Raw genomic sequence first — 14,825 nt, forward strand, 5'->3', positions numbered from 1 at the left:
CCCTGACCACCCCACCCCGGCGGCAGGAGCGAAACCGAGGCGGTCCAGCACCCGTCGCCGATGGCGGGACCGGCCCGCTTCAACCGGCCCGGCGCCGTTGCCGTCCCGCGACCGGGCGACCGCGACTCCGCCGGGCCGACCACGCGTGCCCTGCCTCAGTCAGGCAGCGCGGCCAGCAAACGGCGGTCCCGGGGTGAATGGCTCCGGTCGAGGCGAGTGTCCAGGAGGCGCCGGGCGGCCTCGGAGCGGCCCGCCGCGACCAGGGCGTACAGCAGTGTCTCCTCGACGACCTCGCGTTGGGCCGCACTGCCGCCGACGCGGCGGACAACCGGCAGCAGCGCGTCCAGACCCCGGGCGGCTTCGTGGAATCGCTCCTCGACGAGGGCGGCGAGGGCCTCGCACAGGGGGACGACGACCTCGCGCTGCACCGGGTCGGCGCCGGCGGCGTGGTCGCGCAGCCGGCGCAGGGCCGCGAGATCACCGGCGGCGGTGAGCGCGACGGCGGCGTGCAGCGCGGTGAAGGCGGTCGCGGGCCGCTCCACGATGTCGCGGGCGACGCTGTCGAGGACGTCCGCCACCGGCACCCGCCCCCGCCAGCTGTCGCTGAGCCGGGCCCGCCACAGCAGCGACCCCGAGTCGACCAGGGCGCGTACACCGGTCACCCGGCCGGGCGCGAGCTGGGCGAACCAGCGTCTGCGGACGGCGGCGGGATCGTCCAGGGCCAGTTCGTGCAAGGCGATGTGCCAGGAGAAGTGGGCCCGGTGGACGGCGCCCCGTCCGTGCCCGGACACCCAGGCGTCCAGCCAGTCGCGGCCGAACTCGTGGGCCCCTGACTCGTAATGGACGTGGGCGAGGGCGTGCACGGCGTGTCCGGAGGCGGGCTCGGCGGCCAGCGCGCGCCCGGCCAGTTCGGCCGCCTCGTCGTGGCGGCCCTGGTCCTGGCGCAGGAAGGCGAGGAGCGAGGTGGGGAACCAGTGGCCGTCGTAGGCGGGCGAGGCGCGCTCGACCAGGTTCAACGCGTAGGCGCTGTCGATGTCGTTGATGCCGGAGAAGGCGATGGTGGGCACGGCCGCGGCGAGCGCCAGCGCGTCGGCGGGATAGGCGGCCAGGTGGCCCAGCAGGGCGCGCGCGGCGGTGTCCGGGCCGTCGCCGTGCACGCGGTGGGTCACCACGTCGACGAAGGAGCGTTCCCGCGGATCTGCCCGTTCCCGCGCGCAGCGCCGCGCGTCGGCCAGTGCCCGCGGCACGTCGACGTCGGCGCCGCACTCGTGGCCGAGCAGGGCGAGGGCCGCGTGCCCGAGCGCGAAGCCGGGGTCGAGGGCGACGGCGCGCGCGAAGGCGTCCTCGGCGCCGGCCCTGACCTTGAGGACCCGGTCGAGGCCGGTGCGGTGGGCGGCGGCCGCCTCGGCGTGGGTGGACAGCGGGAGCCCGTGCGCGTCGAGGGGCCGACGGCGGGCGGGGCGGCGCCGGGGAGCCAGTGGCGCGAGTACCTGCTCGGCCAACTCCGCGGCCTGGACGCGGATCTCGGGGATCGCGGTGGTCTCCCACAGTTCACCGCGGCGCGGAGCGCCGAGGGTGAACACCGCGAGCTGGGCCCTGCCCCCGGCGTCGAGGAGCCGGCCGTCGCGGGTCGCGACGCCCAGGCCGAGCGGGCCGGGAACGGCGGCACCCGTGTCGAACAGCGAGCGCCACAGGGGGTCTTCGGGGCGCGGCCCCGGTCCGGTGCAGTCGATCACCCAACCAGCCGTGACGCGCCGCCCGTTGGAGAGGGTGAGCAGCTCGGAGCCGTCCGGCCGGGGGACGGCGTCGGCGATCCCGCCGGTGTGCACACGCAGGCGCCGGGCCGTGCGGGCGCGGTCCAGCGACTCGGCCGTCGCCGGTGCCATCCGGTGCCGGTGGGTGTTCCAGAGCGCGCCCTCGCTCCGCAGGAAGGCGGCGCGTTCCTCGGGTGTGAGACTGCGCCACAGGCGCGCGGTGTGCGGGCGCAGGCTGTCGAGCGCGGGGCGCCAGTCGCCGTGGGCGCGCACGGCGCGGCCTATGTGGCGGTAGACGGCCCGGCGCAGCGTGCGCAGGGTCGGCGCGTCGAGCCCTTCGGGCGCGGCCATCGCCGGTGCGGGGCTCAGCGCGTGCGGCTGTGGCAGCAGACCGGTCCGGGAGAGGGCGTGCACGGTGCGTCCGGGACGGTCGAGGCTGAGCGCGAGGTCGACCGCCGTGAGTCCGGTGCCCACGAGCAGGACGTCGTCGCTCACGCCCTCCCGCGCGCGGACGGCCGGTTCGGCGAGCGGTCCGTCGAGGGCGCCGGGCGCCCAGGGCGAGCCGATGAACCGTTCGGAGGTACGGAGCCGTGGCGGGGCCCAGGCACCCGTCGTGGCGGCCGGTCCCGTGGCGAGGACCACGCTGTCGGCCGCCAGGCTGTGCCCGTCGGCGAGCCGGAGCTCCAGGCCCCCGTCCGGGTCGGGGGCGCAGGCCTCGGCCCTGGTCCGCAGCCGGTGCACGGCGACCGTGCCGTGGGCGTGCACGATCGCCCGGGCCAGGGTGTCGGCGAGATAGGCGCCGTACCGGTAGCGGGTGGCGAAGTCGGTTCCTCTGACGGTGGGTTCGCCGTGCCGGCACAGCCATCGGGTGAAGTGGCCGGGGTCGTCGGGATAGCAGCTCATTCCGCCTGCGGGCACGTTCAGCCGGTGCCGGGGATCGGCGGTGGCGTAGGCGCTGCCCCGCCCGGCTTCGGGGGCGGGGTCGACCAGGAAGAGGTCGAGCGGGGTACGTCGGCGGGTCGCCGTCTCGCACAGCTGGACGGCGGTGAGGGTGCCGGCGGCGCCCACTCCGACGATGGCCACGGCGTGCCGCTCACGGGCTGGGTTCACGGATGCCTCCGGCGTGGGTTGTCGCGGGTCCGGCAAGCGGGACTTCTCCTTCACTCCTGTGTCGCGGAGTCCAGAAAGGGCTCCCGAGAGAACTCCCGGAAGAGGATCTCATGGAGAACTCAGCGATCGGGCAGGGCTCTTCATACTCTGTTCACAATTCGGAGTGGCCCGGCAACCGCGGATTCAGGCCGTCCCTCCGCACGTCTTCACGGGAATCTCAGGCTGGGGCAGCCGGATTCAAAGAATCAACCCAGGAAAGTCCCGCAGGATGCACCCGCAGTGGTGGTGAGCGAGAGAACCGAGGAAAGGCGTTCCGTGGGCGTCCCTGAGATATCGAACCGGCCCGAGTCCGCACCGCGGGACCCGGGGCGGGTACGCCGGCGTCCGGGACGTCCGGCCTGGTCACGGCGCGGAATTCTCGCGGCCTTCGGTGCCGCCGTGCCGGCCCTCGCGCTGAGCGGGTGTGGCGGTCCGGCGGGCGCCACCGACGGGAAGGACGCGACGGCGACCGGTGCCACCGGGGCCGGGGTGAAGGCGAAGACGCAGGTGAAGACGCCGACGGTCACCGTCTCCCCCGCCGACGGCACGAAGAGGGCCGGCTTCACCGCTCCGGTCGTGGTCTCCGTGGCGGACGGCACGCTGTCGTCGGTCGAGGTCTCCGGCAACGACGGTTCCACTCTGGCCGGATCCTTCGACGACGACCGTACGCGCTGGACCTCCTCCAGGAATCCGTACTCGGGCACCAAATACACGGTCACGGCGAAAGCGGCGGGTGCCGCGGAGCACACCGCGACGTTCGTCACGAAGTCCCCGGGCGAGACGTTCGCCGGCTATTTCACGCCCGAGGCGAATTCGACGTCCGGCGTCGGCATGCCCGTGTCGATCAACTTCACCCAGGCGGTGACGGACCGGGCCGCCGTGGAAAAGGCCATCACGGTGACGGCGGAGCCCGCGGTCGAGGTGGTCGGTCACTGGTTCGGGAACACCCGGCTCGACTTCCGTCCCGCGCGGTACTGGGCGGCGGGCACGAAGATCACGCTGAGCCTGCGCCTCAAGGACGTCGAGGGCACGGACGGCGTCTACGGCGTCCAGTCCAAGGACGTCACCTTCCACATCGGCCGCCGCCAGGTGAGCACCGTCGACCTCGCGAAGAAGACCATGACGGTCGAACGGGACGGGAGCACCCTCACCGACTACCCGGTCAGCGGCGGCGCCGCGGACCACACCACGTGGTCCGGGATCATGGTGATCAGCGAGCGGTTCAAGGAGACCCGGATGGAGTCCTCGACGGTCGGGCTCGGCGACGAGTACGACATCGCGGACGTGCCCCACGCCCAGCGCCTGACCACCTCGGGCACCTTCATCCACGGCAACTACTGGGCCGCGGCCTCGGTCTTCGGCGGCAGCAACACCAGCCACGGCTGCGTCGGCCTCCATGACACGAAGGGCGCGAACGACAGCTCCGTGCCGGGCTACCGGTTCTACGAGAGCTCGATGCTCGGCGACGTGGTGGTCGTCGAGAACTCGGGCGAGCGGACCGTCGAAGCGTCGAACGGCCTGAACGGCTGGAACCTGTCATGGGCCGACTGGAAGGCCGGCAGCGCTCTTTGAGGGCCGCACCCGATGGACGGACTTCAACTGCCCTTCGTGGCAGGTCCATCGGGCCTTATGCCTTCCTTCACGGCGTGAACTCCCTTACGGCGAAAGGACTTTCTCGGCTTCACCTCTTGACGACTGGAGTGACAGAGAGCACATTGGCCGCGCAGCTTTTTTGAGAGCGCTCTCAACAGTCATGGGAGCGCTCCCTCCCCCACCCGCGCACCCCACACTCCGTACGCGAAGAGGCACCCATGAGTGAAACTTCCGGCACACCCAGACGCGGCTCCGTCCGGCGCGTGCTCATCGCCGTGCTCGGCACGCTGAGCCTGGCGGCGGCCGCCGCGACCGCGGCCACCCTCCCCGCCAACGCGTCCGCTCCCACTCCCCCCACCGGCTGGTCCCAGGTCTTCGTCGACGACTTCACCGGGACCGCCGGGAGCGGTGTCAACACCACCAACTGGCAGTACACGACGGGCACCAGCTACCCCGGCGGGCCGGCCAACTTCGGTACCGGCGAGGTCGAGACGATGACCTCCAGCACCAGCAACGTGGCCCTGGACGGCAGCGGCAACCTGCTCATCACCCCGCGCCGTGACGCCTCGGGCAACTGGACCTCGGGCCGCATCGAGACCAAGCGCACCGACTTCCAGCCCGCCGCCGGGGGCAAGCTGCGCATCGAGTCACGGCTGCAGATGCCGAACGTGACCGGCGCCGCCGCCAAGGGCTACTGGCCCGCCTTCTGGGCGCTGGGCGCGCCCTACCGCGGCAACTACCAGAACTGGCCGGGCGTCGGCGAACTGGACATCATGGAGAACGTCCAGGGCCTCAACACCGAGTGGGCCACGATGCACTGCGGCACCAGCCCGGGCGGCCCGTGCAACGAGACCAGCGGCATCGGCAACAACACGCCCTGTACCGGGACGACCTGCCAGGCCGGCTTCCACACCTACGCGATGGAGTGGGACAGGTCGACGAGCCCCGAGGAGGTCCGCTTCTACCTCGACGGCGTCAACTTCCACACGGTGAAGGCGAACCAGGTCGACGCGACCACCTGGGCGAACGCCACGAACCACGGCTACTTCATCATCCTGAACGTCGCGATGGGCGGCGGCTTCCCCGGCGCCTTCGGCGGCGGCCCCGACAGCGGCACGGAGCCCGGTCACCCGCTCGTCGTCGACTACGTCCAGGTGCTCCAGTCGGCCGGCGGCGGTGGCGGCACCACTCCGCCGCCCACCGGCAACCGTGACGCCTACAGCGCCATCCAGGCCGAGTCGTACGACAGCCAGAGCGGCGTCGTCAGCGAGACCACCACGGACACCGGCGGCGGCCAGGACATCGGCACGATCGCGAACGGCGACTACGCGGTCTACAAGGGTGTCAACTTCGGCTCCTCGGCGGCCACCCAGTTCCACGGCCGGGTCGCGAGCGGCGCGGCGGGCGGCGTCAGCGGCCTGATCGAGGTGCGCCTCGACAGCCGTACGAGCACACCGGTCGCCAGCTTCGCGCTGGCCAACACCGGCGGCTGGCAGTCCTGGAGGACCGTGCCCGCGAACATGAGCTCCGTGACCGGAACCCACGACGTCTATCTGACCTTCACCAGCGGCCAGCCCGCGGACTTCGTGAACGTCAACTGGTTCGACTTCGGTCACTGACCATAGACCGGCAGGCGGACCGACGGGCAGTCACCCGTAACCACCCGTAGTCACCCATAGAACAGCCCGGCCGAGCGGGGCGGACCCACCAGGTCCGTCCCGCTCAGCGCAGTTCGGTCCGGAAGGCCACCGGGGTCGCCCCGGTGTGCTGATGGAAGAACTTCGAGAAGTTGGCCGCGTCGGGGAAGCCGACGGCGGCCCCGATGCGCCCGATCGGCATGTCCGTGTGGGCCAGGAGCCGTTTGGCCTCCAGGACGACCCGCTTGTCGATGAACCCCTTGGGCGTCTCGCCGGTGGCGGCCCGCACCGCGCGCACCAGGGTCCGGCGCGAGTACCCGAGGGCGTCGGCGTACGCGCTGACGCTGTGGTTGACGGCGAAGTCCTTCTCGACCGCGTCCCGGAAACGGGTGAACGTGGTGTCCGTGTGCTCGTGGGCCGCCTCGGCGGAACTCGCCGCGAGGTGGGCGAGGCGCAGCAGGAACGCGGTGAGCGAGTGCCGCAGCACCGCGGTGTGCAGGCTGAGCGGCAGCGTGGTCGTGTCGACGTACTCGCGCTCCAGCTGGGTCAGCGCGTGTTCCAGTGCGGCCAGCCGGGCGGCGTCGGGACGCAGCAGCGGGGGCAGGTCGTAGCGGTAGAGGCCGGTCGCCTCGACGGTCGCGCGGGGCAGGAATCCGGGCTGCATGGTCAGGACGGTGCCGCGGTACGGGTCGGTACTGGAGAAGCGGTGCACCTGTCCGGGCCTGATCCACAGGATGTCACCCGCGCGGGCCTCGTACTCCGCGAAGTCGATCATGTGCCGCACCGGCCCCTCGTGGAAGAGCATCACGACGTGGAAGTCGATGCGGTGCACGCGTTCCAGCGGGGCGTCCGCGTGCCAGGTGCGCCCGGCCCCCATCGCGCCGACCTGCATGCCCACGCCGGACAGGCTCAGATCGGCCGGAAACGGAAAGGTCCTGATCCCGTCCCGGCCGCCCGTACCGCCGGTGCCGCCTTGGGTGGTTCTGTCGTTCATGTCCTTCTCGCGTCGGCTCGCCACGGCTCCACGTGTCCCATTTTCACCGAAGGCTGACACGCGGGCACCTTCCCCAGCAAAAGTCTGACTTTTAGGTTTGAACGCACAGACCGCGTTGCAGCCCATGTCGTAAGGACTTCTTGAAGATGAGTACGCAGAGCTCCGACGGCTTCACCTGGACCGGGCTCGACCGCCGAGCCGTCGACACCGCCCGCCTTCTGGCCGCCGACGCCGTGCAGAAGGTCGGCAACGGTCACCCCGGAACCGCGATGAGCCTGGCCCCGGCGGCGTACACGCTCTTTCAGAAGGTGATGCGTCACGACCCGGCCGACCCGGAGTGGACCGGCCGCGACCGCTTCGTCCTGTCCCCCGGCCACACCTCGCTGACCCTCTACACCCAGCTCTTCCTGTCAGGTTATGAACTCGGCCTCGACGATCTGAAGGCGTTCCGCACCCACGGGTCCAAGACGCCCGGCCACCCCGAGTACGGACACACCGCGGGCGTGGAGACCACGACCGGTCCGCTCGGCCAGGGTGCCGCCAACGCGGTGGGCATGGCGATGGCCGCCCGCTACGAGCGCGGTCTGTTCGACCCGGAGGCCCCCGAGGGCGAGTCCCCGTTCGACCACACCATCTGGGCGATCGTCTCCGACGGCGACCTGGAGGAGGGCATCTCGGCGGAGGCCTCCTCGCTCGCCGGCCACCAGAAGCTCGGCAACCTCGTCTTCCTCTACGACGACAACCACATCTCCATCGAGGGCGACACGGCGACGGCCTTCTCCGAGGACGTGCTGAAGCGCTACGAGTCGTACGGCTGGCACGTGCAGCGCATCGAGCCCGCCCCCGACGGCGACATCGACGTGCGCGCCCTGTACACGGCGCTCAAGGACGCGCAGGCCGAGACAGGACGCCCGTCCATCATCGCGATGCGCACGGTCATCGCCTGGCCCGCCCCGAACGCGCGGAACACCGAGGCCTCGCACGGCTCGGCGCTGGGCGCCGAGGAGATCGCCGCCACCAAGCGGATCCTGGGCTTCGACCCGGAACAGGCCTTCCAGGTCGACGCCGACGTGCTGGCCCACGCCCGCCAGGCCCTGGACCGGGGCGCCGAGGCGCACGCCGACTGGGACAAGCGGATCGGCGCGTGGCGCACCGAGCGGCCCGAGAACGCGAAGCTCTTCGACCGGATCGTCGCCGGACAGCTTCCCGAGGGCTGGGAGAGCGCGCTGCCGGTGTTCGAGGAGGGCAAGAGTGTCGCCACCCGCGCCGCCTCCGGCACGGTCCTCCAGGCGCTCGGCGCGGTGCTCCCCGAACTGTGGGGCGGCTCCGCCGACCTGGCCGGCTCGAACAACACCACCATCGACAAGGCGTCCTCGTTCCTGCCGAAGGGCAACCCGCTGCCGGAGGCCGACCCGTACGGCCGCACGATCCACTTCGGCATCCGCGAGCACTCCATGGCCGCCGAGATGAACGGCATCGCGCTGCACGGCAACACCCGTATCTACGGCGGCACCTTCCTGGTGTTCTCCGACTACATGCGCAACGCCGTCCGGCTGTCCGCGCTGATGCAGCTCCCGGTGACGTACGTGTGGACGCACGACTCGATCGGCCTCGGCGAGGACGGTCCCACCCACCAGCCGGTCGAGCACCTCGCCTCGCTGCGCGCCATCCCCGGCCTGAACATCGTCCGCCCGGCCGACGCCAACGAGACCGCGATCGTCTGGGCCGAGATCCTCAAACGGCACGCCACGAACCCGGCCCCGCACGGTCTGGCCCTCACCCGTCAGGGCGTGCCGACCTACCCGGCCGACGCCGACGCGGCGCGCGGCGGTTACGTCCTGCAGGACTCCTCCACCGGGACCCCGGACCTCATCCTCATAGCGACCGGCTCCGAGGTGCGGCTCGCCGTCGCGGCGCGCGAGCTCCTGGAGGCCGAGGGGGTCGGCACCCGCGTGGTGTCGATGCCGTCCGTCGAGTGGTTCGAGGAGCAGTCCCCCGAGTACCGGGCCCGTGTCCTTCCGCCGTCCGTGAAGGCCCGCGTTGCGGTCGAGGCCGGAATCGGCCTGACCTGGTACCGGTACGTCGGTGACGCCGGACGCATTGTCTCGCTGGAGCACTTCGGCGCCTCGGCCGACGCCGGGACGCTGTTCGCCGAGTTCGGCTTCACCCCCGAGAACGTCGCCGCCACCGCGCGGGCCGTGCTCGATTCGACGACTGGCCCTGCCGCCCTGCGCGGTTGATCCGTTCACACGAAGGAAGATGATCACTGTGACCGAAACGACCGCGACCGCGGCACCTCTTGAGCTCCTCTCCGGCGAAGGCGTCTCCATCTGGCTCGACGACCTCTCCCGCAAGCGCATCGAGTCCGGCAACCTGGCCGAACTCGTCGCCACGCGGCACGTGGTGGGCGTGACCACCAACCCGTCCATCTTCCAGGCCGCCATCGGCTCCGGCGAGGGGTACGAGCAGCAGCTCGCCGACCTCGCCGTACGCGGGGTGACGGTCGACGAGGCCGTCCGCATGATGACGACCGCGGACGTGCGCGCCGCCGCGGACATCCTGCGCCCGGTGTCCGAGGCGACCGAGGGCCGTGACGGCCGGGTCTCCATCGAGGTCGACCCCCGGCTGGCGCACAACACCGCCGCGACCGTCGCCGAGGCCCGCCAGCTCTCCTGGCTGGTCGACCGCCCGAACGTGATGATCAAGATCCCGGCGACGAAGGCCGGGCTCCCGGCGATCACCGAGGTCATCGGCCTCGGCATCAGCGTCAACGTCACGCTGATCTTCTCGCTGGAGCGCTACCGCGAGGTCATGGACGCCTACCTCGCCGGCCTGGAGCGGGCGAAGGCCGCGGGCATCGACCTCGCCGGCATCCACTCCGTCGCCTCCTTCTTCGTCTCCCGCGTCGACAGCGAGATCGACAAGCGGCTCGCGAAGAACGGCACGGACGACGCCCTCGCGCTCAAGGGCAGGGCGGCGCTCGCCAACGCCCGTCTGGCCTACGAGGCGTACGAGACGGTGTTCGGCACCGCCGACGGCACGGCGGAGGGCGACGCCCGCTGGACGGCGCTCGCCGCCTCCGGCGCGCAGAAGCAGCGTCCGCTGTGGGCCTCCACCGGCGTCAAGGACCCCGCGTACAAGGACACCCTGTACGTCGACGAACTGGTGGCGCCCGGCACGGTCAACACCATGCCGGAGGGCACGCTGAACGCCACCGCCGACCACGGCGACATCCACGGCGACACGGTGACCGGCGACTACGACCGGGCCCGCGCCGACCTGGCCGCGGTCGAGGCGCTCGGCATCTCCTACGACGAGGTCGTCGGACAGCTGGAGGACGAGGGCGTCGCGAAGTTCGAGGCGGCCTGGGAGGACCTTCTCGACGCCGTGGCGGCCTCCCTGCGGGGTAAGGGAGTTGAAGGGGAATGACCAAGGGTGAGGCGCTTTCCGGCAGCGAGCCGCAGGATGCGGCCACCGCGTCGCAGGGATCCGGTGACGCGGCCGTGGAACAGGGCGGCCTGACGCCCGAGGCCCTCGCGGACGCGCTGGGCGTCCCGGCGGCCGAGGCTCTCGCCGAGGCGCTCGGCGTCCCGGCGGCCGACTGGGACAACCCGCTGCGCGACCCGCGCGACCGCCGGCTCCCCCGGATCGCGGGCCCCTCCGGTCTGGTCATCTTCGGCGTCACCGGCGACCTGTCCCGCAAGAAGCTGATGCCGGCCGTGTACGACCTCGCCAACCGGGGTCTGCTGCCGCCGGGCTTCTCGCTCCTCGGGTTCGCCCGCCGTGAGTGGGCGGACCAGGACTTCGCCCAGGTGGTGCACGACTCGGTGCGCGAGCACGCGCGGACCGAGTTCCGCGAGGAGGTCTGGCAGCAGCTCGCCGAGGGCATGCGGTTCGTCCCCGGCGACTTCGACGACGACACGGCGTTCAAGCAGCTGCGCGCGGCCGTCGACGAGCTGGACGCCTCCCGGGGCACCAGCGGCAACTACGCGTTCTACCTCTCCGTACCGCCGAAGTTCTTCCCGAAGGTGGTCCAGCAGCTCAAGAAGCACGGGCTGGCGAGCGCTCCCGAGGGGTCCTGGCGGCGCGCGGTCATCGAGAAGCCGTTCGGCCACGACCTGGTGAGCGCCCGCGAGCTGAACCGGATCGTGCACGAGGTGTTCGACCCGGACCAGGTGTTCCGGATCGACCACTACCTCGGCAAGGAGACCGTCCAGAACATCCTGGCGCTCCGCTTCGCCAACCAGATGTACGAGCCCGTCTGGAACCGGTCGTACGTCGACCACGTCCAGATCACGATGGCCGAGGACATCGGTATCGGCGGCCGGGCCGGCTACTACGACGGCATCGGCTCCGCCCGGGACGTGATCCAGAATCACCTGCTCCAGCTCATGGCGCTGACCGCCATGGAGGAACCCGCCGCCTTCGACGCCGAGTCGCTGCTCGCCGAGAAGCTCAAGGTCCTCAGGGCCGTGAAGCTGCCCCAGAACCTGGGCGAGCACACCGTGCGCGGCCAGTACGCGGCGAGCTGGCAGGGCGGCGAGAGGGTGCGCGGCTACCTCCAGGAGGACGGCATCGACCCCCGGTCGACGACCGACACCTACGCGGCCGTCAAGCTCCAGGTGGACAACCGCCGTTGGGCGGGCGTCCCGTTCTACCTCAGGACCGGCAAGCGTCTCGGCCGGCGCGTCACGGAGATCGCGGTGGTCTTCCAGCGCGCCCCGCACTCCCCGTTCGACTCCACGGCCACCGAGGAACTCGGCGCCAACGCGATCGTCATCCGCGTCCAGCCCGACGAGGGCATGACCGTGCGCTTCGGATCGAAGGTGCCGGGTACGTCCATGGAGATCCGGGACGTCACCATGGACTTCGCGTACGGCGAGTCGTTCACCGAGTCCAGCCCGGAGGCGTACGAACGGCTGATCCTGGATGTCCTGCTCGGCGACGCCAATCTCTTCCCCCGTCACCAGGAGGTGGAAGAGTCCTGGAAGATCCTCGACCCGATCGAGGGGTACTGGGAGAGCCACGGCACGCCCGCGCAGTACCCCTCGGGCAGCTGGGGTCCGGAGGAAGCCGACGAGATGCTCGCACGAGACGGACGGAGCTGGCGCAGGCCATGAAGATCGACCTGACCGACACCACGGCAAGCAAGATCAACAAGGCACTCGTACGGGGGCGCCGGGCCATCGGCACCCCCGCCGTGGGCATGGTCCTGACGATGGTCATCGTCACCGACGAGGAGAACGCGTACGACTCCATCAAGGCGGCCGAGGAGGCCTCCCGCGAGCACCCCTCGCGCACCCTGGTCGTCATCAAGCGCGTCGCCCGCACCCCGCGCGACCGCACCAACTCCCGTCTGGACGCCGAGGTGCGCGTCGGCTCCGACGCGGGCACCGGCGAGACGGTCGTCCTGCGGACGTACGGCGAGGTCTCGGACCACGCCGACTCGGTGGTCCTGCCGCTGCTGCTGCCGGACGCCCCCGTCGTCGTCTGGTGGCCGGTGGACGCGCCCGAGATCCCGGTCAAGGACCCGCTGGGCGCCCTCGCCCAGCGCAGGATCACCGACATGTACGCCGTCGAGACACCGCTCCAGGCGCTGGACGCCCGCGCCGCCTCGTACGCGCCGGGCGACACCGACCTGGCGTGGACCCGGCTCACCCCCTGGCGCTCCATGCTGGCGGCGGCCCTCGACCAGGCCCGTACGAAGGTGATCTCGGCGACCGTCGAGAGCGAGGCGCAGAACCCGAGCGCCGAACTGCTGGCCCGCTGGCTGGAGGCCCGCCTCCAGGTCAGGACCGAGCGTGTCGAGACCGCGGGCCCCGTGGTGACCGCCGTCCGGCTGGGCACGGAGAACGGCGAGATCGTCATCGACCGCCCCGAGGGCCCGCTCGCGACCCTGTCCCTGCCCGGTCAGCCTTCCCGCACCCTGGCGCTCAAGGTGCGCACCACCTCCCAGTTGATCGCCGAGGAACTGCGCCGCCTCGACGCGGACGAGATGTACGCCATCGCCCTGCGCGGCGAGGCCCCCAAGGAGAGCCCTCGTGTCTGACTACCCCAAGCCCACCCGGCGTCCTGAGTGGGTGGCCCTGGAGGACCACCGCGCGACCGCGCTGCTCCACCCGCGGCTGCGTGCCCTGTTCGCCGCCGACCCCGCGCGCGCCGAGCGCTATGTCGTCCAGGTCGGCGACCTGCGCATCGACTACTCCAAGCACCTGATCACCGACGAGACCCTGGCCCTGCTCCAGGAACTCGCCGTGGCCACGGACGTGTTCGGGCTGCGGGACGCGATGTTCCGGGGCGAGAAGATCAACGTGACCGAGGACCGGGCGGTGCTGCACACGGCGCTGCGGGCGCCGCGGGACGCGGTGGTCGAGGTCGACGGGGAGAACGTCGTGCCGGCCGTGCACGCGGTCCTGGACAAGATGGCGGACTTCGCCGGGCGGGTCCGCTCCGGTGAGTGGACCGGGCACACCGGCAGGCGCATCAAGAACGTCGTCAACATCGGCATCGGCGGCTCCGACCTGGGTCCGGCGATGGCCTACGAGGTGCTGCGCTCGTTCACCGACCGCTCGCTGAGCGTGCGGTTCGTGTCCAACGTGGACGGCGCGGACCTGCACGAGGCCGTGCGGGACCTGGACCCGGCCGAGACGCTGTTCGTCATCGCCTCGAAGACGTTCACCACGATCGAGACGATCACCAACGCCACCTCGGCGCGTGACTGGCTCCTGACCGGTCTGAAGGCCGGTCAGGAGGCGGTGGCGAAGCACTTCGTGGCGCTGTCGACGAACGCGGAGAAGGTGTCGGACTTCGGCATCGACACGGCGAACATGTTCGAGTTCTGGGACTGGGTCGGCGGGCGGTACTCGTACGACTCGGCGATCGGTCTGTCGCTGATGATCGCGATCGGTCCGGAGCGGTTCCGCGAGATGCTCGACGGGTTCCACCTGGTCGACGAGCACTTCCGCACGGCCCCGGCGGAGGCCAACGTGCCGTTGCTGCTGGGTCTGTTGGGGGTCTGGTACGGCAACTTCCACGACGCGCAGTCGCACGCCGTGCTGCCGTACTCGCACTACCTGTCGAAGTTCACGGCCTATCTCCAGCAGCTCGACATGGAGTCCAACGGCAAGTCGGTGGACCGTGACGGCAATCCGGTGGAGTGGCAGACGGGACCGGTGGTGTGGGGCACGCCCGGCACCAACGGCCAGCACGCCTACTACCAGTTGATCCACCAGGGCACGAAGCTGATCCCCGCCGACTTCATCGGCTTCGCCAACCCGGTCGGTGAACTGAGCGACGAACTCGCGGCCCAGCACGACCTGCTGATGGCGAACTTCTTCGCGCAGACGCAGGCGCTGGCCTTCGGCAAGACCCCGGACGAGGTCCGCGCCGAGGGCGTGCCCGAGGAACTGGTGCCGCACAAGACGTTCGAGGGCAACCACCCCACCACCACGATCCTCGCCGCCGAACTGACCCCCTCGGTCCTGGGCCAGCTCATCGCCCTCTACGAGCACAAGGTGTTCGTCCAGGGCGCGATCTGGAACATCGACTCCTTCGACCAGTGGGGCGTCGAACTCGGCAAGGTGCTCGCCAAGCGCGTCGAGCCCGCCCTCACCGAAGGCGCCGACGTGCCCGGTCTCGACCCCTCCACGGCCGCTCTCGTGGCCGCTTACCGCAACCTCCGAAAGTAGAGAACTGACA

Annotated in this window: 9 protein-coding genes; 7 read left to right on the top strand and 2 right to left on the bottom strand. The window is 71.1% G+C overall.

From position 1 onward, the window contains the following. Nucleotides 1-155: 155 nt before the first annotated feature. Entirely contained in the window at nt 156-2,864 is a 2,709-nt protein-coding gene (locus tag OG780_RS08305; RefSeq protein WP_328446182.1) for an FAD/NAD(P)-binding protein, read from the bottom strand. 315 nt (nt 2,865-3,179) lie between these two features. Here OG780_RS08305 and OG780_RS08310 point away from each other — a divergent pair, with 315 nt between their 5' ends. Together OG780_RS08310 and OG780_RS08315 are read left to right on the top strand one after the other, a co-directional pair. Continuing rightward, a complete protein-coding gene (locus OG780_RS08310; RefSeq protein WP_443062129.1) occupies nt 3,180-4,475 on the top strand; it encodes a L,D-transpeptidase in 1,296 nt (431 codons plus the stop codon). A 239-nt stretch (nt 4,476-4,714) separates the two neighbouring features. Then, complete coding sequence (locus OG780_RS08315; protein ID WP_328446185.1) at nt 4,715-6,115, top strand: glycoside hydrolase family 16 protein; 1,401 nt, start codon at nt 4,715-4,717, stop codon at nt 6,113-6,115. Between the two features lie 103 nt (nt 6,116-6,218). Here OG780_RS08315 and OG780_RS08320 read toward each other — a convergent pair whose 3' ends face one another. Further along, nucleotides 6,219-7,127, bottom strand: coding sequence for a helix-turn-helix transcriptional regulator (locus OG780_RS08320; protein ID WP_326784521.1), 909 nt, complete (start codon nt 7,125-7,127; stop codon nt 6,219-6,221). Between the two features lie 146 nt (nt 7,128-7,273). On the opposite strand from OG780_RS08320, the gene tkt reads away from it, so the two are divergent. Genes tkt through pgi form a run of 5 tightly spaced genes read left to right on the top strand, consistent with a single transcriptional unit; the run spans nt 7,274 to nt 14,815 of the window. After that, complete coding sequence (tkt, locus tag OG780_RS08325) at nt 7,274-9,367, top strand: transketolase (RefSeq protein WP_328446188.1); 2,094 nt, start codon at nt 7,274-7,276, stop codon at nt 9,365-9,367. A gap of 19 nt (nt 9,368-9,386) precedes the next feature. Further along, a complete protein-coding gene (gene tal, locus OG780_RS08330) occupies nt 9,387-10,556 on the top strand; it encodes a transaldolase (RefSeq protein WP_328446190.1) in 1,170 nt (389 codons plus the stop codon). Further along, nucleotides 10,553-12,247 carry a glucose-6-phosphate dehydrogenase gene (zwf, locus tag OG780_RS08335; RefSeq protein ID WP_328446192.1) on the top strand — a complete coding sequence of 565 codons (1,695 nt, stop codon included), beginning with the start codon at nt 10,553-10,555 and terminating at the stop codon, nt 12,245-12,247. The genes tal and zwf overlap by 4 nt, the downstream gene beginning before the upstream one ends. Beyond that, nucleotides 12,244-13,176: a glucose-6-phosphate dehydrogenase assembly protein OpcA gene (gene opcA, locus OG780_RS08340; protein WP_328446194.1), complete on the top strand. Its 933-nt coding sequence runs from the start codon at nt 12,244-12,246 to the stop codon at nt 13,174-13,176. Before zwf ends, opcA begins: the two co-directional genes overlap by 4 nt. Then, nucleotides 13,169-14,815 (top strand): glucose-6-phosphate isomerase, encoded by a 1,647-nt coding sequence (gene pgi / locus OG780_RS08345; RefSeq protein WP_328446196.1) that lies wholly within the window; start codon nt 13,169-13,171, stop codon nt 14,813-14,815. The genes opcA and pgi overlap by 8 nt, the downstream gene beginning before the upstream one ends. Nucleotides 14,816-14,825: the final 10 nt, after the last annotated feature.

Source organism: Streptomyces sp. NBC_00386, assembly GCF_036063235.1.
GTDB lineage: Bacteria > Actinomycetota > Actinomycetes > Streptomycetales > Streptomycetaceae > Streptomyces.